We start from the raw sequence: 21,150 nt of genomic DNA, 5'->3' as shown, positions 1-21,150 counted from the left end.
TGATCGACAGCCATCTGGTGAACTTCGCCTTTCGCGAGGATTTCCAGGGGCTTTCATGGTCGAAACCCGCCTGAATCCCGGGATCTGATCCGGGGCCTCAGCCCGAGAATCCGCCCTTGCGCAGGAAATCGGCCTCTTCGGGCGTGGTCTCGCGCCCCAGGATCGGGTTGCGATGGGGAAAGCGGCCGAAGCGGCGGATGATGTCGCGATGGCCCTGGGCATGGACAAGCCAGGGCTGGCCCAGCCGGCGGTTCAGCGCGACCGACAGATCCTGGTCGGCGATCTCTTCGGAATGGGCGAAGGGCAGGGCGAAGAACAGCCGCAGCTCGGGCGCGACCGCGGCCATGTCGCCGCGGGCTTCGGCGGCGCGGGCGTGACGGCGGGCGGCGGGATCGGTGGCATACATATGCGGCGTGCCCCGGAAGGCGTTGCGCGGAAACTGGTCGAGCAGCACGAGCAGCGCCAGCGCGCCCTCGGGCCGGGCGGCCCAGCCCTCGCAGGCGCCGCGCGCGGCGGCCAGGTGCAGCTCCAGAAAGCCCGCGCGAAAATCGCGGTCGAAACCGGGATCCTTCGAGAACCAGGCGCCGCGCTTTCCCGCCGCGCGCCAGAAGTCCAGCAGCCGCGTGGCCTCGGCCCAGGGGGGCTGTGCGCTCAATGCCCGTCCCCCTGCGACGCCCCCGCGTTCCCCAGCATCAGGTCGCGTCCGGCATAGATCCCACCCGCGGTTTCCAGCGCGAAACGGTCGGCGTCGCGGCCGCGGATCCGCGCCATGGTCTCGTCTGCGGCCTCGGGGCTGTCGCCCAGCCGGACCAGCGCCTCGCGGCCCATGGAAAGCGCGCTCTCGAAGGTTTCGCGGATCTGGTAATCGGCGCCGAGCGCCACCAGCTCCAGCGCATGTTCGCGGTCGAAGGCGCGGGCCAGCACCGGGACCAGCGGGAATTCGTGGCGGACGATCTCGACGATCCTGGTCACCGCCGCGCGCGCGCCGGGGGCGGCGATGATCAGGCTGGCCCCGCCCGCGCCCGCCGCATGCAGGATGTCCAGCCGCGACCCGTCGCCATACCAGACCTTGAAGCCGAAATCCGCGCCGTCGCGGATCGCCTGCGGATCGCTTTCGATGATCGACAGGCTGTGGCCGCGCTCCAGCAGCGGCTGGCTGACGATCTGGCCCATGCGGCCGAAGCCGATCAGCAGCACCCGGCCCGAAAGCGCCCCCACCGGCTCCACCCCGTCCATCGAGGGTTGCGGCCGGGGCGCCAGCCGGTCGTGCAGCAGGATCATCAGCGGCGTCAGCACCATCGAGATGATGATGATCGCGGTCAGGTTGGCGTTCCATTCCGGCGTCAGGATGCCGAATTGCGTCGCGGCGGCGTAAAGCACGAAGGCGAATTCGCCGCCCTGGGCCATCAGGACCGTGCGCTCCAGCGCCTCGGCCCGGTCGGTCTTCAGGAACCGGGCGACGCCATAGATCACCGCCATCTTCAGAAGCATGAAGGCCGGGACCGAGATCGCGATCACCACCCAGTTCTGCGCGATGATCGCGAGATCCAGCGCCATGCCGACACCCAGGAAGAACAGCCCCAGCAGAAGGCCGCGGAAGGGCTCGATCTCGGTTTCCAACTGATGGCGGAACGAGGATTCCGACAGCAGGACGCCCGCCAGGAACGCCCCCATCGCCATCGACAGCCCGCCCGCATCCATCAGCACCGCCGCGCCAAGGACGACCAGCAGCGCCGCCGCCGTCATCACCTCGCGCGCGCCGAAACGCGCCAGCAGCCGGAACATCGGATCCAGAAGCCAGCGCCCGGCCGCGACCAGCGCCAGGATCGCCCCCAGCCCGACCGTGACCGAGGTCAGCCGGTCGGCCAGCGTGGCCTCTTCGCCTCCCGGCGCCAGAAAGGCCACCAGCGCCAGCAGCGGCACGATGGCCAGATCCTCGAACAGCAGGACGGCGATGATGCGGCGGCCCTTGGGCTGCGACATCTGCCCGCGTTCGTCCAGCATCTGCATGACGATGGCGGTCGAAGTCAGCACAAAGCCGGTGCCGGCGACGAAGCTTGCCTCGATGGGATAGCCAAGCGCGATCCCCACCCAGATCAGCGCGAAGATCGCGAGACCCACCTGCAGCGCGCCCAGGCCGAAGATCTCGCCCCGCATGGCCCAGAGGCGCGAGGGCTGCATCTCAAGCCCGATGATGAACAGGAACAGCACCACGCCCAGTTCGGCGAAATGGATGATTGCCTGGCCGTCGTGGAAGAAGCCAAGCCCCCAGGGCCCGATGGCCAGCCCCGCCGCCAGATAGCCCAGGACCGAGCCCAGCCCGATCCGCCGGAACAGCGGCACGGCCACGACCGCCGCCGCCAGAAGCACGACCACAAGGTCCAGATCCACCCCGCCGCCGTGATGCGCCGCCGCCTCTGCCATTTCGGTCGCCATTGTCTCAGCCCCTTCCCGCTTGCCAGATCACCAGCGCCGCCACCGCCACCGGCACCGCGAAGACCGGGATCAGGACCGGCAGCTCCTGCGCGATGGTGTAACCCGCCTTCGTCACGCCGATCCACAGGTTGGCCAGCGCCAGCCCGGCCCAGACCTGCACGAACCAGTGCACCGCGCGGGCGATGTCGGGGCCGCCATGGCCCCACAGATGGCCGAACATCGCAAAGACCGCCAAAAGCAGCAGCCCCGTCGCGATCACCAGCATGACATGCATGAAATCCGCCCCGTCCTTGCCGCGCGCGGCGATTCCCCGGCCGCGATGCGCCGGGAACAGGCCCCGGGCCTCTGGGGGGACCGCGGGGCCGTCACTCGCACCGGCCGATACCAGAAACAGGCAGGACCGCGGGGCTTTCGCCTTGCGGTGCTGCAAGCCCTGTTTACTCTTCGATCAGGCGGGATAAATCAGCAAATCACGCATTCACCTGTCAGAAGAGGCGAACAATGGACCGGCTGGACCTGTATCGGATCTTTGCGCGGGTGGTCGAGGCGCGCAGCTTTTCGCGCGCCGCCGACAGGTTGCAGATGCCGCGCTCCAGCGTCTCGGCCGCCATCGCCGAGCTGGAGGCGCGGATCGGCGCCCGGCTGGTCCACCGCACCACCCGTCGCGTCGCCCCTACCGCCGAGGGGGACGAGTTCTACGACCGCTGCCTGGCCGTCCTGGCCGACAGCGAAGAGCTGGAGACCATGTTCCGCCAGGCCGCTCGGCGGATCGGCGGGCGGATCCGGGTCGATGTGCCGGGCCGGATCGGGCGGCTGGTGCTGGCGCCCGCGCTGCCGGGCTTTCTGGACCGCTATCCCGGCATCTTCGTCGAGATCGGCATGACCGACCGCCCGGTCGACCTGATCGGCGAGGGGGTGGATTGCGCGCTGCGGGTGGGGGAACTGGTCGAATCCGGCCTGCGTGCCCGGCGGATCTGCGACATCGCGCAAATCAACGTCGCCAGCCCGGCCTATCTGGCGCGCTACGGCACGCCTTCGGTCCCGGCCGATCTGGCGGCGCATCTGCAGGTGGCCTATGCCTCGCCCCGCTCGGGCCGGATCATGGAATGGGAATGGCACGAGGGCGGGCGCGACCATGGCCTGCGCGTGCCTTGGCAGGTCAGCGCCAACAGCGCCGAGGGCTATATCGCCTGTGCGCTGGCGGGCCTTGGGCTGATCCAGATCCCGGCCTATGACGTGGCCGGGCATCTGCGCGCGGGCGAACTGGTCGAGGTGCTGCCGGAGGCGCGGCCCGCGCCGATGCCGGTGCATCTGCTGTTTCCCGGCCCCTCGCGCATGACGCGCAGGCTGGCGGTCTTCGCGGACTGGCTGGCGGATCTGGTGGCCGGGGCGCTGGCCCCGCCCGCCGGGGGCTAGGCCCCCGGGCCGCCCTCAGCCGCCGAAATGCGAGAAATGCTGCGGCGCCACGCCGTATTTGCGCCGGAACCCCTTGGAAAAGCTGGATCTGTTGTCGTAGCCGCAGGCCAGGGCCACCTCAAGCACCGGCATGTTGGTCTCGGTCAGCAGCATCCGGCCGTGGCGCAGCCTCAGGTCGTTCATGTATTGCTGCGGCGTCATGCCCAGATGGCGGCGGAACAGCCGCTGCAACTGCCGCGTCGTCACGCCGGCATGGTCGCAATAGGATTGCAGCTCGAACCCCTGGTCGATCCGCGCCTCCATCAGCGCGATGGTGGCGAGGACCTTGGTGTTGCGGGTCTTGAGCCGCGCGGCATGCGAGGCGGTCTGGCCGTCCTCGGCCTGGCGGCGGTGGACCAGCAGGCACATGTCCATCACCTCCTGCCCCAGAAGCGGGCCGAAATTGTCCGAGATGATCTTGAGGCTGAGATCCGCCCCCGCCGCGCCGCCCGCGCAGGTGACGATCCGGTCGTCGAAGCAATAGATCTGGCGCGCGGGCTCCAGATCGGGCCAGGCCTCGCGGAAGGCGTCGATGTTTTCCCAATGCAGGGTGAACTTGCGCCCGCGCAGGATGCCGGCCTGGGCCAGCGCATAGGCGCCGGTGCAAAGCCCGCCCACCGTGCAGCCCCTTCGCCAGGCGAAGCGCAGCCAGTTGGCCAGGGCGGGGGTCACGTTGCGCTCGGGCCGGACGCCGCCGCAGGCCAGGACATAGCCGGGGGCGGGCTCGACCGGAAGCGGCCCGTCGGTCTGGACCGGAACGCCGGTGGAGCTGGTGACGGCGCCGCCCGCCTCGGCATGGACATGCCAGCGGAACAGCTCTTGCCCGGCAAGCTGGTTCGCGACCCGGAACGGCTCCAGCGCGGCGGTGAAGGCGAGAAGGGTGAACTGCGGCATCAGGACGAAGGTGACGGTGACCGGCGCGGCCCCCGCCTCCATCGCGACGTGATGCACCCCGGGCGCGACATAGCTGCGCGGGGCCGGTGCCTCTTTCGCCTCTGCCGGGCGTTCTTCCATGCCGCTCTCCTGTCGACGGTCGCGCGGGGATCACAGCGCAACTCCCGCGCTTGGGCAACAGAAATGCGAAGCGGCCACGGAGTTTCCTCCGTGGCCGCTTTCCGTTCGGCTCGGGCCCGCGTCCCGCTACATCCCCATCAGCCTTGGCAGCCACAGGGTCAGTTCGGGTATGTAGGTGATCATCATCAGGAAGACGAGCGCGGTCAGCAGCCAGGGAATGACCGCCTTCGACACCTCGGTCAGCCCCAGCCGTGAGATTGCCGAGCCGACGTAGAGGTTCAGCCCCACCGGCGGCGTCGCCAGCCCGATCTCCATGTTCACGATCAGCATGATGCCGAAATGCACCGGATCGACGCCCAGCTTGACCGCGATCGGGTAAAGGATCGGCGCCATGATCAGGATGATCGCCGAAGGCTCCATCACCATGCCGATGACCAGCAGCATGATGTTGACCATCAGCAGGAAGCCGATCTTGCCGAAGCCCAGGCTGACGATCCAGTCCGACAACTGCTGCGGGATCTGTTCCGAGGTCAGGATGAAGGCGAACATCACGGCATTGGTGATGATGTAGAGCAGCATCGCCGACATCGCGGCCGAGGTCAGCAGGATGCGCGGCACGTCCTTCAGCCGGATGTCCTTGTAGACGAAGACGGCGATGATGAAGGCATAGACGGCCGAGACGGCGGCGGCCTCGGTCGGCGTGAAGATGCCGCCGTAGATCCCGCCCATGATGATGACGATCAGCATCAGCCCCCAGACCGACTTGCGGAAGGCGGCGAACCGCTCCATCCAGGTCGCGCGCTTCAGCCGGGGATAGCCGTTGCGCCAGGCGCGCCAGACCGTGGTCACCGCATACATCGCCGCCAGGATCAGCCCCGGCACCACGCCCGCGATGAAGATCTGCCCGATCGAGGGCGAGAGCACCGCCTCGCCTTCCGGGCCGGTCACCACCATGCCCGAGGTGGCGACCGCATACATCACCATGACGATCGAGGGCGGGATCAGGATCCCGAGCCCCCCGGCGGCCGCGACCGGCCCCACGGCGAATTGCGGCGGATAGCCCATCTTGACCATGGCCGGGATCATGATCGAGCCGACCGCCATCACCGTCGCGGGCGACGAGCCCGAGATGGCGGCGAACAGCGCGCAGGCCACGACGGCGGCCAGGCCCATGCCGCCATGCCAGTGCCCCACCAGCGAGGTCGCGAAGGCGATCATGCGCTTGGCCACGCCGCCATGGGTCAGGAAATTCCCCGCCAGGATGAAGAACGGGATCGCCATGATCTCGAACTTCTCGATGCCGGTGAACAGTTTCAGCGCGATGGAATCCATCGGGATGTTGGTGAAGGCGAACAGGAAGCTGAACACCGTCAGGCCAAGCGCGATCGAAACCGGCATGCTGGTGGCCAGAAGGACCGCAAGGATCGCGAAGATGATAAGGGCGGTCATTTACTTCTGGCCTCCGGTCTGGGGGGCGGTCTGCGCGGCGGCTTCTTCCTCGACGCCATCGACATGGCCGTGGTCGTGATGGACGATCACGCCGGTCGTGACATAGGTCCAAAGCGCCTGGATGAAGCGGAAGCACATCAGCGCCGAGCCCAGCGGAACGGCCAGATAGACCAGCCACATCGGGATTTCGAGATCGGCCGAGATCTGGCCGCCGACGCCGACGTGATAGACGAAGGTCGATCCGATCCACACCAGGATCGCGGTGAACAGGATGCCGCCCGACATGGCGATGATGGTGACGATGCGGCGCCATTTCGGATCCAGCCGGATCACCAGCATGTCGACGCCGACGTGGATGCCGACGCGCACGCCATAGGCGGCGCCGAATTTCGCCATCCAGACGAAGAGGTAGATGCACGCCTCCTGCGCCCAGGTCAGCTTGATCGAATTGATCGAACGGAACGCCGACCTTGCCCAGGCCTGAAGCTCGGGCATGTCATTGGCGCGGGCGTAAGAGACGATATCGGCGGCAAAGCCGATCGAAAAGCGGTGGACGACCGTGAAGAAGATCAGGATCACCGCCGCTGCCATCAGCACCGAGATCAGGATCTCTTCGAACCGGTCGAGGATGCGCATGAACATGGCGGGCCTCGTCGGAATGGGAAGGGGGGCGCGGGGTTGCGCCCCCCTCTGGGTGGTCTGTCGGTGAAGGAAGGCGGGATTATTCGATCCCCAGGACCTCATGCGCCTTGGCGACAAGGTCGGCGCCGATGCGCGACGCCATCTCGTCATGGACCGGGCGCAGGACTTCGAGCCATTCGGCGCGTTCGTCCTCGGTCAGTTCGTGGAACTGGGTGTAGCCATGCTTGCGCATCTCGTCCATGGCCCAGTCGTTCTCTTCCTTGGCGATGGAATTGGCATAGACGGTGGATTCGTCCATGGCGCGGTCGAGCTGCTCGCGCAGCGCCGGGTCCAGCCCGTCCCAGAACGCCTTGTTCACGATCACCGCATAGCCCAGATAGCCGTGGTTCGAGAGGGTGGCGTGCTTCTGCACCTCGTGCATCTTCTGGGTGAACATGTTCGAGGGCGGGTTTTCCGTGCCGTCGACGACGCCGGTCTGAAGCGCCTGGTAGACCTCGGAAAAGGCCAGGACCTGCGGCACCGCCATCAGCGCCTGCATCTGCGCCTCGAGGATCTTCGAGGACTGGATGCGCATCTTCAGGCCCAGGAAATCGTCCGGCACCTGGATGGGGGTGTTGGCCGACATGATCTTGAAGCCGTTGTCCCAATAGGCCAGGCCCTTGATCCCCTTGTCGTCCAGCAGGCCCAGAAGGCTTTGCCCGACCTCGCCGTCGGTGATCTTGCGCAGGTCGTCGTAGTCGGCCATCAGATAGGGCAGGTCGAAGATCTCGAACTGCTGGACGCCCAGCGGGCCGAATTTCGCAAGCGAGGGCGCCAGCATCTGCACGGCGCCCAGTTGCAGCGCCTCAAGCTCTTCCTTGTCCTTGTAGAGCTGGCTGTTGGGATAGACTTCGACGACGACCTTGCCCTCGGTATATTGCTCGGCCAGTTCCTTGAACTTCAGCGCGGCCTTGCCCTTGGGCGTGTCGGGCGCGACGACATGGCTGAACTTGATCACCACCGGCTGCGCCAGAGCGGGCAGCGCGCCAGAGAGTGCAAGGACGGCGGCACCCGCAAGGGCGGCCAGCGAACGACGGTTAAACATTCGGGATCCTCCGTTTGCCCCGCCCTCCGCAGCGGGTCGATGCTTCCTTGTCACCATGTTCACAATTCCGCTATTGTGGATTCCCGCAATTGGGGCGCTAACAGCCCTTTTCCGCAATGCGCAGGACATCGCGAAAGGCAGCGAAACCCCGTGACCGCCGAGACCGCATCGCCGGGGGGCCGGGCCCCGCAAGAGGCCCGCCCGGCCGAGGCGACCCGCCCGGACGCGCTGTCGCAGGCCGACCCCTGGGCTTTCGAGACCGGGCGCGCGGCGCGGCGCATCGACCTTCTGTCGCTGGTGCCGCTCTTGGCGATCATCGCGCTGGTGGCGCTGGTCTGGGCCCTGGTCTGGGCGGTGGCACGGGGCGATCAGGAAAGCGCGCGGATCAAGGTCGCGACCGATGCGCTCTGGGTCGAGCAGACCCTGCGCTTCCAGCTTGGCGTCGACGAGGACATGCTGGTGCGCCTTGCGCTGGATGCGGCGGGGGGCGTGCCGCGCGCCACGCTGGACGCCCGGGCGCGCAGCCATATCGCCGGGAATGCCGAGGTGCTGTCGATCGTCTGGCATGGCCCGGACGGCCAGGTGACGCGGGCCTTGCCGGGGGCGGGCGCGCCGACCAGCGCCGCGCTGGTCGAGATGCTGATGCGCAGCGGCACCGGCACCGCGCGCCCGGTCTATGGCGCGCTGGACGGCCAGGGGCGGCTGACCATGGGCCTTGCGCTGTCGCCCGAGGCGGGGGGCGGGGTGCTGACCACGACCGTCTCGCTGCCCCTGGTGCTGGAGCGTCACCTGCCCTGGTGGATCGCCGAGCAATACGGGGTGCGGCTCGTGGATGCCTCGGGGGCGGAACTGGCCACCCGCCAGCGGCTTCAGCCCGATCCGCGCAACCCCTCGCATGCGATCAGCTTCGATCCGCCGCTGGCGGGCACCTGGCTGCATATCAGCGCCTACGACCGGCCGCAGGGCTTCCGCTCCACCGCGCTTTTCGGCGCCATCGCGGGGCTGGCGGCCTTCGCCATCCTGGCCATGGCGGTGCTCTACCATTCCGCGCAGCGCCGCCGCGCCGTCGAGATGCGGCTGCGCGGCGAGACGGCCTTCCGCCGCTCGATGGAGGAAAGCCTGACCGTGGGCCTGCGCGCCAAGGACCATCAGGGCCGCATCCTTTTCGTCAATCCGGCCTTCTGCAACCTGGTCGGCTGGACCGAGGCCGAACTGATCGGCCGCCCCTCGCCCATGCCCTATTGGGATCCCTCGATCATCGCCGAGACCGAGGCCCGCCACCGCCAGCTTGCCGCCGGGGGCGCGGTCAGCCAGCGGTTCGAGACCCGTTTCCTGGCCCGCGACGGGCGCGAGATCGAGGTCGAGGTGCATGAGGCCCCGCTGATCGACGCGCGCGGCGTGCATCGCGGCTGGATGGGTTCGGTGATCGACATCACCGAGGCCCGCCGCGCCGCCCGCCGCACCCGCGCGCAGGACGAGACGCTGGCCCGCACCGGACGGCTGGTGACGCTTGGCGAGATGGCCTCGACCCTGGCGCATGAGTTGAACCAGCCGCTTTCGGCCATCGCCTCCTACGCGGCGGGCATGCTCAACCTGATGGAGCGGGGCGGCGCCGATCCCGTGCTTTTGCAGACCGCGACGCGCAAGATGGCGCAGCAGGCCGACCGCGCCGGCCTGATCATCCGCCGCATTCAGGACCTGGTGAAGAAGCGCGAGCCGAAATTCACCGAATTGCAACTGGCCGGGGTGATCGCCGAGACGCTGGGCTTCCTGGCCGCCGATGCGCGCGAGCATCGCGTGCGGCTGGTGGCCGAGGGGCCGGGCGCCGCGCCGGTGGCCGCCGACCGCATCCTGCTGGAACAGGTGCTGATCAACCTGATCCGCAACGGCATGGAGGCGATGGCCGAGACCCGCCACGGCGACACCGTCACCATCCGCCTTTCCGAACGCGAGGACGAGGCGGTGATCGAGATTTCCGACACCGGCCCCGGCATCGCCAGCGATGTCGAAGGCAAGCTGTTCGACGCCTTCGCCACCACCAAGGCCCAGGGCATGGGCATGGGGCTGAAGATCTGCCGCTCGATCGTGGAACTGCATCGCGGCCATCTGACCCATGCCGCCCTGCCCGGCGGCGGCACGGTCTTTCGCGTCACCCTGCCCCTTGCCGGGGCCGAGGGTTTCGTCGCCGACGAGCCCGACCCGCCCGCCCGACCCGCCACCCGGCAGCCCCCAGACGACAAGGAGGAAACCGCATGACCGGCCTGATCGACATCGTCGACGACGAAGAGGCGATCCGCGACGCGCTGGCCTTCCTCATGGCCTCGCGCGGGCTGCGCACCCGGGTCTGGGCCTCGGGCGAGGATTTTCTGGCGGCCCAGCCCCTTGAGGACATGAATTGCATCATCATGGATGTGCGGATGGGCGGCATGTCCGGCCCCGAGGTCTATGAGCGGCTGCGCATCATGGGCTCGGTCGTGCCGGTGATCTTCCTGACCGGGCATGCCGATGTGCCGGTGGCGGTGCGCACGCTGAAGGCCGGGGCCTTCGATTTCGTCGAAAAGCCCTTCAACGACAACCAGATCGTGGATCTGGCGCTGAACGCGATCGCGGCGGGCGAGGCCGCCGAGGCCGAGGCCGCCAGCCAGCGCGACATCGAAAAGCGCCGCGCCACGCTTTCGGCGCGCGAGGCCGAGGTGATGGACCTGATGCTTACCGGCGCCATGAACAAGCAGATCGCCGAGGCGCTCGGCATCGCCATGCGCACGGTCGAGGTGCATCGCGGCAGGGTCCTGGCCAAGATGGGGGTGCGCAACGCACTCGAACTCGCCGCGCTGATCGGGCCGCGCGGCTGACCCCCTGCCAGGCCCTGCCCTGTCCTGCCCGACATCGGTTCTGACGCAACGTCCCGGTCCTCCGGGCGGGCGGCACGGTTGATCCCGCCTGCCGCCCGGGCGCAGGATGGGCGCAAGCTCCGCAAGAGGGGGGCCGGGCGGGGAGGCCAGGGGAGGAGGTCGCGACGGCGAAAGGGGCGCGGCCCCTGCGGCCGGTCTGGCCCTGCGCGCGCCGTTCCCGCTGTCCCGTCCGCCCTGGCCCTTATGCCGTTCCGATCCAGCAGGTTTGCCATGCCAGATACCGTCCTTGCGCCCTATCCGCATCTGCTCGCCCCGCTCGACCTCGGCTTCACCACGCTGCGCAACCGGGTGCTGATGGGCTCGATGCACACGGGGCTTGAGGACAGCGGCAAGACCCTGCCCCGGCTGGCCGCCTATTTCGCCGAACGCGCGCGCGGCGGCGTCGGGCTGATCGTGACCGGGGGATTTTCGCCCAATGTCGCGGGCTGGACCAAGCCGATGGCGGGGATGCTCTCGACCCATGCGGCGGCGCGCAGGCACCGGCAGCTCACCGATGCCGTCCATGCCGAGGGCGGCAAGATCGCGGCGCAGATCCTGCATGCCGGGCGCTACGGCTATCACCCATTCGTGGTGGCGCCTTCGCGGCTGAAGGCGCCGATCTCGCCCTTCACGCCCTTCGCGCTGACCGCCCGGGGGGTCGAGCGGCAGATCCGCGCCTTTGTCCGCAGCGCCCGGATGGCGCGCGAGGCGGGCTATGACGGCGTCGAGATCATGGGCAGCGAGGGCTATTTCATCAACCAGTTCATCGCCGCTCATACCAACCACCGCGAGGATGGCTGGGGCGGCGATTACGCCGGGCGGATGCGGCTTCCGGTCGAGATCGTCGCCCGCGTGCGCGAGGCGGTGGGCCCCGATTTCATCCTGATCTACCGGCTTTCCATGCTGGACCTGGTCCCCGAGGGCAGCGACTGGGACGAGATCACCCGCCTGGCCCGCGCGGTCGAGGCCGCCGGGGCCACCATCCTCAACACCGGGATCGGCTGGCACGAGGCGCGGGTGCCGACCATCGCCACCTCGGTCCCGCGCGGCGCCTTCGCCTGGATCACCCGCAAGATGCGGGGCGAGGTTTCGATCCCCCTGGTCGCCACCAACCGCATCAACACCCCCGAGGTGGCCGAAGGGATCCTGGCGGCGGGGGATGCCGACATGGTCTCGATGGCGCGGCCGCTGCTGGCGGATCCCGATTTCGTGGCCAAGGCGGCCTCGGGCCGGGCCGATCGGATCAACACCTGCATCGCCTGCAACCAGGCCTGCCTGGACCATGTGTTCAAGGGCAAGACCGCCTCCTGTCTGGTCAATCCGCGCGCCTGCCACGAGACCGAGCTGATCCTGGCCCCGGCCCCGGCTCCCCGGCGCATCGCGGTGGTGGGGGCGGGGCCCGCGGGCCTGGCCTGCGCCACCACCCTGGCCGAGCGCGGCCATGCGGTCGATCTTTTCGAGGCCTCGGCCCGGATCGGCGGCCAGTTCAACATGGCCCGCATCATCCCCGGCAAGGCGGAATTTTCCGAGACCCTGCGCTATTTCTCCCGCCGGATCGAGGATCTGGCGGCGACCGGCCGCCTGCGCCTGCACCCCGGCCGCAGGGTGGCGGCCGAGGATCTGGCGGGCCATGACGAGGTGGTTCTGGCGACCGGCGTCACCCCCCGCGATCCCGCCATCCCCGGGCAGGAGGCGGGCCGGGCCGAGGGCCGGGTGCTGTCCTATGTCGAGGTTCTGGCCCATGGCGCGCCGGTGGGCGCGCGGGTGGCGATCCTGGGCGCGGGCGGCATCGGTTTCGACATGGCCGAGTTCCTGCTGCATGAGGACGCTGCTTCGGCGCCCGATCCGGCGCTTTGGGCGGCGGAATGGGGGGTGGGCGATCCGGCGCAGGCCCGTGGCGGCCTGGTCGCGCCCCGTCCCGCCCCGCCCGCGCGCCAGGTCACGCTGCTGCAGCGCAAGCCCGGTTCGCCGGGCAAGGGCCTGGGCAAGACCACCGGCTGGATTCACCGCGCCACGCTGAAACGCGCCGGGGTGCGGATGCAGGGCGGGGTGAACTACGAACGGATCGAGCCGCGCGGGCTGTGGATCAGCCACGGCGCCGCGCGCGAGGCGCCGGAGCTGATCGAGGTCGACACCATCGTCCTTTGCACCGGGCAGGAGCCCTTGCGCGACCTGTTGCCCGCGCTGGAGGCGGCGGGCCGTCCCGTGCATCTGATCGGCGGCGCCGACCGGGCCTCGGAGCTGGATGCGAAACGCGCCATCGACCAGGGCACGAGGCTGGCCGCCCGGCTTTGAAAGCCACCCCGAAAAGCGCACCGAAAAACAAGGGCCGCATCGCTGCGGCCCTTGCCTTTCTGGTGCCTGATGCCCGGGGCGGGATCAGAACTTGGTCGTCAGGCCGATCTTGAACAGCCGACCGTCTTCCCGATAGACCACTTCGTCCACGGGCTGTTCGTCGAACAGGTTCGAGATCCCGACATTCAGGCGGGTGCTGTCGGTCAGGTCATAGGAGGCGGCCACGTCGACAAGGAAATAGGCCTTGCTGTTCTGCCCCGCCGCGACGGCGCGGTCGGCACCGGCCTCGGCGCTGACGCTGGCCGAGGTCACGAGATTGGCCTGCTTGCCGACATAGGTCACCGTGCCGCTGAGGTTCAGCTTGTCACTGGCCTGCCAGGCAAGGCTGCTGGTGATGTTCCATTCCGGCGTGGTGGCCATCGGGAACGAGGTTTCGAGGAAGTCGTATTTGAATTCCGACTTGGCGATATAGGTGAAGGAGTTGGTCCAGGTCAGGTCGTTGTTCACGTCCCAGCTCAGCCCGCCTTCGATCCCCGCGGTCTTGCCCTCGTCGATGTTGTCGCTCTGGAACAGCACGAAGCCCGTCGCCGGGTCGATGGTGCCGGTGTTGCGCGCGCCGATCATGTTGGTGACGTCGTTGTAGAAGGCCGTCAGTTCCCAGCTCAGCGTATCGCCCTGATAGTTCAGGCCGATTTCGTAGTTGTCCGAGGTTTCGGGATCCAGGTCGGGATTGCCGACGATCCGGCACGGGCCCGGATAGGGCCGACAGCCGTTGCCGCGCGACGAGATGATGTAATCGGGGTTCAGGCTGCGCAGGCTGGGCGCGACATAGGCCTGGGCATAGCCCGCCTTCAGCATCAGCCCGTCGCCCAGATCGTAGTTGGCATAGATCCGCGGAGTGACATGCTCGCCGAACTTGTCGTGATGGTCGAGGCGCAGGCCGCCGGTCAGCGACAGGCGGTCGGTGACGTCGAGACGGCCCTCGGTATAAAGCGCCCAGGTGTCGACCTCGCTGACCGGCGAGGCGGCGACATTGGTCGCATCGACCAGCTTGTCGTGCGCGATCAGCCCGCCGAAGGTATATTCAAGCTGCATCGCGCCGAAGGTCGTGAAATCGGTATAGCGCGTCTCGAAGGTGGTGGTCTCGTATTCGATCGGGTCGCGCCAGCTCAGGGTGGTTCCGTTCCAGGCCTCGTTGCTGCTCTTTTCAAAGCGCAGATAGCTGGAAAGCGTGCCGGTTCCCAATTGCCATTCGTTCATCAGCGCGATGCTGTCCTTGCCCAGCAGGTTGCTGTCATGCGCGCCGTCGGCCTCGTGATATTTCTCCTCGGTGGTGCTGGCCTCGAAGCTCCATTCGGTATTGTCGGTGGGGTTCCAGGTCAGTCGCCCGCCGATGGTCTTCACCGCCGCGCCGCCGCCGCCCGGAACGCTGGTCACGGTGCCCGCATCGTTGGTATAGGTGAAGGCTGTCGGGGTTTCGCGGTCGCTCACGCTGCCCCAGGCCGAGAACGAGACATTCTCGCCCACCGGGCCCGAGACGAAGGCCGAGATCTTGCGGTTGTCGCCGGTCGTCGCCCTTTCGGCAAAGCCGAAATCGGTCGTCACCGAGCCGGACCAGTAATCGGTGTTCTTCTTGGTGATGATATTGATCACCCCGCCCATGGCGTCCGAGCCGTAAAGCGTGGACATCGGGCCGCGCACCACTTCGATCCGCTCGATCGAATCCAGCGGCACCATGGAAAGATCGCCCTGATAGTCACGCAGCATCGCCCCGCCAGAGCTGATGCGCTTGCCGTCGACCAGCACCAGTGTGCGGCTTGCCGACAGGCCGCGGATCGAAACGGTGCCGGATTCGCCGCCGTTGGTCCGCGACAGGTTCAGGCCCGGGATGGTGCGCAGCACGTCGCGCAGGTCGCGGCTGCCGGTTTCCTGGATGGTGGTCGAGTCGATCACGGTGATCGACGCCGGGGCGTCCTGGACGGTGGTCGCGATGGACGAGGCGGTGATCACGATGGTGCCGAGAAGCTGCGCGTCTTCCTCGGTGTCCAGCGTCTGCGCCCGGGCCGCACCGCCCATGGCGATGCCCAGGGTCATGAGCAGCGAAAGCGCCGAGCCCGAACGGCAGCGCGTGCGGTAGGATTTCATGGAAAGCCCCTTCTGGATCTGGAGAATTGGCTCGCGGAATCGCTGGCTGGATTGCCTGTCTTGAAGAGCCTTCTGCCCCGGGCCACAACACGCGCAGGGTGGGATTTTTGTCGCAATATGTCCGAGGGAGCACAGTTTTGTGCCACGCTCGGGGCCTATGACGATAAAGTGATCTCGCCGCTTACGGATTGGTCAGGGCAAGGCTGGCGGGGATCCGTATCGCATTGATCCTTCCTGGCGAAGGTGGCAGGCGGGCACCTTGGGACTGTGGGGACGCAGGCCATGCGGCACCGCCCCGCCCGACCGCCTGCCGCCCGTCAGGTGATGCTCTCGACCACGCCGCCATCGACGCGCAGCGCGGCGCCGGTGGTGGCGCTGGCCTGGGGCGATGCGACATAGACCGAAAGGCTTGCCACCTCTTCGGGGGTCGCGAAGCGGCGGATGATGGTCGAGGGCCGGTTCTCGGCCAGGAAGCGGCCTTCGATCTCCTCGACGGGAATGCCGCGCTCGGCGGCAAGGCCCGCGAGGAAGCTTTCGGCATTGGCGGTCCTGGTCGGGCCGGGCAGGATCGCGTTCACGGTGACGCCGCTGCCCGCCAGAGCCTTGGCCCAGCCCCTCGACAGCGCCTGGACGGCGGCCTTGCTCACGCCGTAATGCACCATCTCGACCGGGATGTTCTGGGCGGATTCGCTTGAGACGAACTGGATCCTGCCCCAGCCGCGCGCCTTCATGCCCGCCGCGTAATGCCGTGTCAGCCGCGCGCCGCTGGTCACATTGACCGAGAAGACCCGCTCCCAATCGGCATCTTCCAGATCGAAAAGCGGCTTCGCCTCGTAGATGCCAAGGTTGTTGACCAGGATATCCGCCTCCGGCCGGGCTTCGATCAGCGCCCGCGCGCCTTCGGGCGTGGCAAGATCCGCCCCGACGCCATGGGCAAGCGGTGCGGGCAGATCGGCGTTGATCACATCCGCCGTCTTATCGGCCGCCGCCGCCGTGCGGCCGGTCACGATCACCAGGGCCCCCGCCCCGGCCAGCCCTTTCGCGATGGCAAAGCCGATGCCCGCGGTCGATCCGGTGACGATGGCGGTCTTGCCGGTAAGGTCGATCTTCATGCTTTTCTTCCCTTGTGTCGGCGGTCAGGCGCGGCTGGCCTGATCCAGCGCGGCGATATCCTCCGCGCCCAGTTGCAAGGTGGTGGCGCGGATCAGGCTGTCGAGTTGCTCGGTCGAGGTGGCGCTGGCGATCGGCGCGGTCACATCGGGGCGCGCGATCAGCCAGGCCAGCGCGACCTCGGCCGGTTTGGCGCCATGGGCGCCCGCCACCGCCTCCAGCGCGTCCAGGATCCGCAGCCCGCGCGGGGTGAGATAGGCCTTGATCCCGGCGCCGCGCGGGCTCTGTCCCAGATCGGCCGCGCTGCGGTATTTGCCGGTCAGGAACCCGCTGGCCAGGCTGTAATAGGTGATGGTGCTGATCCCCTCGGCCCGGGCCAGATCCGAAAGCGCGCCCTCGTAGCCCGCGCGGTTGTGCAGGTTGAATTCGGGTTGCAGCACCTCGTATCGCGGCAGGCCGGTCGCCGACGAGACGTCCAGCGCGGCGCGAAGCTGCTCGGCGCTGTGGTTCGAGGCGCCGATGGCGCGCACCTTGCCCGCCCGGATCAGCCGGTCGTAGGCCGAGAGCGTCTCTTCGTAAGGCACGCTTTCGTCGTGCAGATGCGAGAGATAAAGGTCGATCCGGTCGGTCTTCAGACGGCGGAGCGAGGCTTCGGCCGCCCGCTCGATCCAGGTGGCGGAGAGGCCCTTTTCCTCTGGCCCCATCTCCATCCCGACCTTGGTGACGATGGTCACCGCGTCGCGGTTGCCGCGCGCGGCCATCCAGTCGCCGATGATCGTCTCGGATTCGCCCCCGGCATTGCCGGGCACCCAGGCCGAATAGACATCGGCGGTGTCGACGGTCTCGAACCCGGCGCCGAGGAAACGGTCGAGCAGGTCGAAGGACCGTGCCCGGTCCGCCGTCCAGCCGAAGACATTGCCGCCGAAGACAAGGGGTGAAATCGCGATGCCGCTGCGGCCAAGCTGCCGTTGGTGCATGATGCTCTCCTTCTGGGGTCGAGGCTTTAGATAATTGCGGTTCATTCCGCGTTAAATATCGGTATGGTGCGAAGACTGCGAACCATTGGTTTCGAATGGCATGGATCGGCTGACCAGCATGGCGGTTTTCGTCAAGGTGGTGGAGACGGGCTCCTTCACCGCTGCGGCGCAGGCCTTCGGCCTGTCGGCGGCCATGGTGGGCAAGCATGTCCGCGCGCTGGAGGAGCGGTTGCAGATCCCGCTCTTGAACCGCACCACGCGCCGACAGAGCCTGACCGATGTCGGCGCGCAGTTCCTGGAGCATTGCCGCATCGTTCTGGCCGAGGTCGCGGCCGCGGAAAGCCTTGCCGCGGAAAGCCAGTCGCGCCCGCGCGGGTTGTTGCGGGTGAATGCGCCGATCTCCTTCGGCTCTTCGAGCCTGGCCGAGGCCCTGCCCGACTATCTGCGCCGCTGCCCCGAGGTGCGGGTGGAGCTGTCGATCACCGACCGGATGGTCGATCTGGTCGACGAGGGTTTCGACGTGGTGATCCGCATCGGCCCGCTGGCCGATACCTCGCTGCGGGCGCGTGCGCTGGCGCCCTACCGGCTGGTGGCCTGCGCCGCGCCCGCCTATCTGGCCGAGCGCGGCACGCCCCGCCATCCCCGGGACCTGGCCGGGCATGCCTGCCTTGGCCTGGCGCACTGGGTGCCGCGGGACCTGTGGAGCTTCGACGGACCGGAAGGCCGGGTGGCGGTCGAGGTCTCCGGCCCGTTCGTCGCCAATATGGGGCCCGCGCTGCGCGTGGCGGCCTTGCAAGGGCTGGGCATCATCTTGCAGCCCGAGGTGCTGCTGGCCACCGATCTCGCCGCCGGGCGGCTTGTGGCGCTGCTGCCGGACTACCGCCCGCCCGCGCGCCCCATGCATCTGCTGACCCCACCGGGGCGGCGGCGGACGCAGAAGCTCGACAGTTTCGTGGCCTTCATCGCCGAACGCTTCGGGCCGGATCGGGCCTGAACCGCACGAATGGGGCGGGGAGGCTTGAGATGGAGGCGCTTTTATGGGATTACATGTCCCAAAACCGCCGTGCCTGTCGGCTGCATATAACATCCGATAATGTTGAATTATCGGATGTTGTGAAAGAACGGCGGATGCCTTGGCGCCACAGCCTGGATCCGCCGCAAATCGTCGGTTGCCCACCAGGACGGGACCGGGCCGAATGATCGCCCTCATCAGTGGGGGCCCCCTTTGCGCGGTTGCGACGCCTCAGTCGCAGCTCTTGGCTCCCAGGGCGATCGCGTCATGCCCCGAGATCAGATAATAGTCCCGGGTGATCATCCGCGCCTCGGACATGAACCAACGGCGCATCGCGGTCGGATAATAGCTGGCCATGGTATGGCCGGTCGCGGAGGAAAGACGTTCCAAGGTAAATCCCGAACCGGATTTCCATGCAGCCTCTGCCCTTGAAGGTGCCGGGGGGACCGGGTGCCCTCCGGCCGCTGTCTGCCCTTGCCCCAAGGGGGAACATCGGCTGGCCGGTTGCGGGAGGGCTTGCGGCGGCGACGAACAGGCTGCTGAAAGAGTATTTTGGGGCTGTCTTGAAGCGAAAATCTTCCCGACACGGTAGAAAATTGGACCGAAAACGGCCTGTTTTTGGCGCGCTGTCGGTCGAATTTCCTGTCTTTTGACGCAAGCTGCGGTTGCACATGATTTTTTCAGCAGCCTGCTAAGGCCGGGCCCGCAGCTATTCCTGAGGGCTACGGGCCAGCGCCTCCGCCTCGGCATGCGGTTCCAGCGCCGATCCGGCGCCGATACCGTCGAGATAGAGGTCCAGCGTCTCGGCGATCAGATCCGAGGCCGGCGCGAAGCCGGTGGTGGCGCCGGTCTTGATCGAAAGCGCCACCTGCCAGATCCCGGCCTCGTGGCACAGGATGTCGCGGCTGGTCGTCGTGCCGGTCTCGGTGGCAAGGATCCGGCACAGGCCGAGGTCGGTCTCATAGCTGCCAAGCACCCGCGTGGTCCCGCCGCCGGGCAGATCCGCCGTCCCGCCGGTGCCGAGCGCCAGCAGCGGATCCGGCGCCCCGGTCCCAAGGCTGCGGGGCGCGGTTTGAAAGCCAAGGCCGAAGGCCAGCGCCAGCAGCGCCGCCGCAAGCCCTGCCCCGAAGCCGTGGCGCAGGATGGGCCGCAGGCCGCCCCGCCGTTCCCCCGCGCGGCGCGGGCGGCGGGCGGGGGTCGGGGCGGAGGGGCGGCTGCCGCGATGGATCGGCGGAACGGTCCCCGCCTCCCCTCCCCTGCCCTGCGGATCCGGCGAGATCTGGTGGGCGGGCAAGGTTCGCGCCCCCTCCCCCGTCCGCCGGTGCGACGGCGCGCCCGGGTCCCCGGCCAGGCCCGCCACCACGCCCGCCGCTTCGGCCCCCCCTGCCCCGCCGCTTTCCAGCACGCTGCGCAGCAGGCGCTCGGGCACCGGGCCGGGGTCCATCGCGGCGCGCAGGGCCTCGGCGCTGCGGCGGAAGATCTCGAACCGCGCGGTCAGGCCCGGGTCGGTGGCCAGCCGGGCGCGCAGCGCCTGCGCGGTCGCAAGATCGAGTTCGCCATCGGCGAGGGCCATCAGCATTTCGTCGCTCACATCCATGTTTTCCCGTCCTTCCCGCCCGCGGCCCGCATCCCGCCGCCCGCCTCCAGCCGCTCCGCCAGCGCCAGGCGCGCCCGCGATAGCCTGCTCATCACCGTGCCCTCGGGCAGGTCGAGTGCCTGCGCCACCTCGCGGTAGCGCATCCCCTCGACGCAGACGAGCATCAGCACCACGCGCTGCTCCTCGGGCAGGCTGTCCATCGCGCGTTCGACCGCGCGCAATTGCAGCCGCGCCATCACGGTCTCGCGCCCGTCCTCGCCCCGAAGGGCGGTCTCGGGCTGGTCCTCGATGGTCTCGAACCGGCGCGCGGCGCGCAGATCGTCGATCCAGCCGTTGCGCATGATGCGAAACAGCCAGGAATCCAGCCGCGTCCCCGGCGTATAGGCGCCCAGGTTGCGCAGGGCCTTTTCGCAGGTCTGCTGCACCAGGTCATCCGCCGCATGCTGCGACCGGGCAAGACTGCGCGCGAAGGCCCGCAGGCGCGGCAGAAGGCCGATCATCCGGGCCCTGATCTCGTCTTCTGTTTCGGTCGCGCGTGCGGCGTTGCCCGCTGGCGGGCGCTCGGGGGCGGTCATCGCATTTCCTCGTTCTCCACCCGCGAAGAACGGGGGCCGGGCGATTTTATTCCCGGCCGGGGCGCAAAAACATGCCGCTCGGCGGCAAAAACCGGGTGGGGACGTGACTTTTTTCGCCCCGGCGTGTCTTTTGGGGCAAGGCCCGGGGAAAAATCGCGGAGACCGGGGGAATAAGAGGGCCCGCCGCGCCGTTTAAAGGGGGCCACCCTTGGGGTCCTCCTGCGGGTGCCGCCTGAAAACCTCGCCGAACCCCCCGGATCAGGAGACAAGCGCGATGACGAAATCCAACGCCCCGACCCGCCGCCAGTTGCTGGCCCGGCTTGGGCTGGCCTCGGGGCTGGCCTATGTCATGCCCTCGCTTTCCGGGATCGGGGTGGCGCGGGCCTCGGGCTCGGGCGGCGGATCGGGGGCCTCGGCGGGCTCGGCGCCGTCGCGCGGCGGGCGGGGCGGCCGGTCGCGGCCCTCGGC

At 68.3% G+C, this 21,150-nt stretch carries 18 protein-coding genes and 1 pseudogene; 6 read left to right on the top strand and 13 right to left on the bottom strand.

Translation table 11 applies throughout. From position 1 onward, the window contains the following. Positions 1-97: 97 nt before the first annotated feature. Genes ABNX41_RS15190 through ABNX41_RS15180 form a run of 3 tightly spaced genes read right to left on the bottom strand, consistent with a single transcriptional unit; the run spans position 98 to position 2,710 of the window. Positions 98-655, bottom strand: coding sequence for a DUF924 family protein (locus tag ABNX41_RS15190; protein WP_438670575.1), 558 nt, complete (start codon positions 653-655; stop codon positions 98-100). Then, entirely contained in the window at positions 652-2,436 is a 1,785-nt protein-coding gene (locus ABNX41_RS15185; protein WP_438670574.1) for a monovalent cation:proton antiporter-2 (CPA2) family protein, read from the bottom strand. The genes ABNX41_RS15190 and ABNX41_RS15185 overlap by 4 nt, the downstream gene beginning before the upstream one ends. A gap of 4 nt (positions 2,437-2,440) precedes the next feature. After that, a complete protein-coding gene (locus ABNX41_RS15180) occupies positions 2,441-2,710 on the bottom strand; it encodes a hypothetical protein (RefSeq protein ID WP_438670573.1) in 270 nt (89 codons plus the stop codon). 227 nt (positions 2,711-2,937) lie between these two features. Between ABNX41_RS15180 and ABNX41_RS15175 the strand changes: the two genes are divergently transcribed. Next, on the top strand, positions 2,938-3,852 hold the full coding sequence (locus ABNX41_RS15175; RefSeq protein WP_438670572.1) for a LysR family transcriptional regulator: 915 nt from the start codon (positions 2,938-2,940) through the stop codon (positions 3,850-3,852). 15 nt (positions 3,853-3,867) lie between these two features. Here ABNX41_RS15175 and ABNX41_RS15170 read toward each other — a convergent pair whose 3' ends face one another. The 4 genes from ABNX41_RS15170 to ABNX41_RS15155 form a co-directional block, all read right to left on the bottom strand. Further along, on the bottom strand, positions 3,868-4,905 hold the full coding sequence (locus tag ABNX41_RS15170) for a GlxA family transcriptional regulator (protein WP_438670571.1): 1,038 nt from the start codon (positions 4,903-4,905) through the stop codon (positions 3,868-3,870). A gap of 126 nt (positions 4,906-5,031) precedes the next feature. Beyond that, complete coding sequence (locus tag ABNX41_RS15165; protein ID WP_438670570.1) at positions 5,032-6,354, bottom strand: TRAP transporter large permease; 1,323 nt, start codon at positions 6,352-6,354, stop codon at positions 5,032-5,034. Then, the gene (locus ABNX41_RS15160) at positions 6,355-6,996 is read right to left on the bottom strand and encodes a TRAP transporter small permease (RefSeq protein ID WP_438670569.1); all 642 of its coding nucleotides are present in this window, start codon (positions 6,994-6,996) and stop codon (positions 6,355-6,357) included. Between the two features lie 79 nt (positions 6,997-7,075). Then, positions 7,076-8,080, bottom strand: a complete 1,005-nt coding sequence (locus ABNX41_RS15155) for a TRAP transporter substrate-binding protein (protein ID WP_438670568.1) — start codon at positions 8,078-8,080, stop codon at positions 7,076-7,078. A 150-nt stretch (positions 8,081-8,230) separates the two neighbouring features. Here ABNX41_RS15155 and ABNX41_RS15150 point away from each other — a divergent pair, with 150 nt between their 5' ends. The 3 genes from ABNX41_RS15150 to ABNX41_RS15140 all read left to right on the top strand — a co-directional run bounded on the left by ABNX41_RS15150 (position 8,231) and on the right by ABNX41_RS15140 (position 13,266). Then, on the top strand, positions 8,231-10,336 hold the full coding sequence (locus ABNX41_RS15150; protein WP_438670567.1) for a two-component system sensor histidine kinase NtrB: 2,106 nt from the start codon (positions 8,231-8,233) through the stop codon (positions 10,334-10,336). Continuing rightward, entirely contained in the window at positions 10,333-10,932 is a 600-nt protein-coding gene (locus ABNX41_RS15145; protein ID WP_438670566.1) for a response regulator transcription factor, read from the top strand. The genes ABNX41_RS15150 and ABNX41_RS15145 overlap by 4 nt, the downstream gene beginning before the upstream one ends. A gap of 270 nt (positions 10,933-11,202) precedes the next feature. Then, entirely contained in the window at positions 11,203-13,266 is a 2,064-nt protein-coding gene (locus ABNX41_RS15140) for an oxidoreductase (RefSeq protein WP_438670565.1), read from the top strand. A gap of 84 nt (positions 13,267-13,350) precedes the next feature. Here the strand turns inward: ABNX41_RS15140 and ABNX41_RS15135 are convergent, their stop codons facing one another. The 3 genes from ABNX41_RS15135 to ABNX41_RS15125 all read right to left on the bottom strand — a co-directional run bounded on the left by ABNX41_RS15135 (position 13,351) and on the right by ABNX41_RS15125 (position 17,498). Further along, positions 13,351-15,411, bottom strand: a complete 2,061-nt coding sequence (locus ABNX41_RS15135) for a TonB-dependent receptor plug domain-containing protein (protein WP_438670564.1) — start codon at positions 15,409-15,411, stop codon at positions 13,351-13,353. A gap of 317 nt (positions 15,412-15,728) precedes the next feature. Then, on the bottom strand, positions 15,729-16,523 hold the full coding sequence (locus tag ABNX41_RS15130) for an SDR family NAD(P)-dependent oxidoreductase (protein WP_438670563.1): 795 nt from the start codon (positions 16,521-16,523) through the stop codon (positions 15,729-15,731). Positions 16,524-16,547: 24 nt separating this feature from the next. Then, positions 16,548-17,498, bottom strand: a complete 951-nt coding sequence (locus ABNX41_RS15125) for an aldo/keto reductase (protein ID WP_438670562.1) — start codon at positions 17,496-17,498, stop codon at positions 16,548-16,550. Positions 17,499-17,598: 100 nt separating this feature from the next. Between ABNX41_RS15125 and ABNX41_RS15120 the strand changes: the two genes are divergently transcribed. Further along, positions 17,599-18,492 carry a LysR family transcriptional regulator gene (locus tag ABNX41_RS15120; RefSeq protein WP_438670561.1) on the top strand — a complete coding sequence of 298 codons (894 nt, stop codon included), beginning with the start codon at positions 17,599-17,601 and terminating at the stop codon, positions 18,490-18,492. Positions 18,493-18,741: 249 nt separating this feature from the next. On the opposite strand, the gene ABNX41_RS15115 is transcribed toward ABNX41_RS15120, so the two are convergent. The 3 genes from ABNX41_RS15115 to ABNX41_RS15105 form a co-directional block, all read right to left on the bottom strand. Further along, entirely contained in the window at positions 18,742-18,900 is a 159-nt protein-coding gene (locus tag ABNX41_RS15115) for a hypothetical protein (RefSeq protein WP_438670560.1), read from the bottom strand. Between the two features lie 319 nt (positions 18,901-19,219). Continuing rightward, positions 19,220-20,107 (bottom strand): anti-sigma factor family protein, encoded by an 888-nt coding sequence (locus ABNX41_RS15110; RefSeq protein ID WP_438670559.1) that lies wholly within the window; start codon positions 20,105-20,107, stop codon positions 19,220-19,222. After that, on the bottom strand, positions 20,098-20,682 hold the full coding sequence (locus ABNX41_RS15105; protein WP_438670558.1) for an RNA polymerase sigma factor: 585 nt from the start codon (positions 20,680-20,682) through the stop codon (positions 20,098-20,100). Before ABNX41_RS15105 ends, ABNX41_RS15110 begins: the two co-directional genes overlap by 10 nt. A gap of 274 nt (positions 20,683-20,956) precedes the next feature. On the opposite strand from ABNX41_RS15105, the pseudogene ABNX41_RS15100 reads away from it, so the two are divergent. Continuing rightward, a pseudogene (locus ABNX41_RS15100) lies at positions 20,957-21,150 on the top strand (hypothetical protein); the annotation flags it as partial.

The organism is Pseudogemmobacter sonorensis (genome assembly GCF_042762395.1).
In the GTDB taxonomy this organism is placed as follows: Bacteria; Pseudomonadota; Alphaproteobacteria; order Rhodobacterales; family Rhodobacteraceae; genus Pseudogemmobacter; species Pseudogemmobacter sonorensis.
The sequence above is the reverse complement of the archived record's forward strand: the minus strand, read 5'-3'. Positions and strand labels throughout refer to the sequence as shown.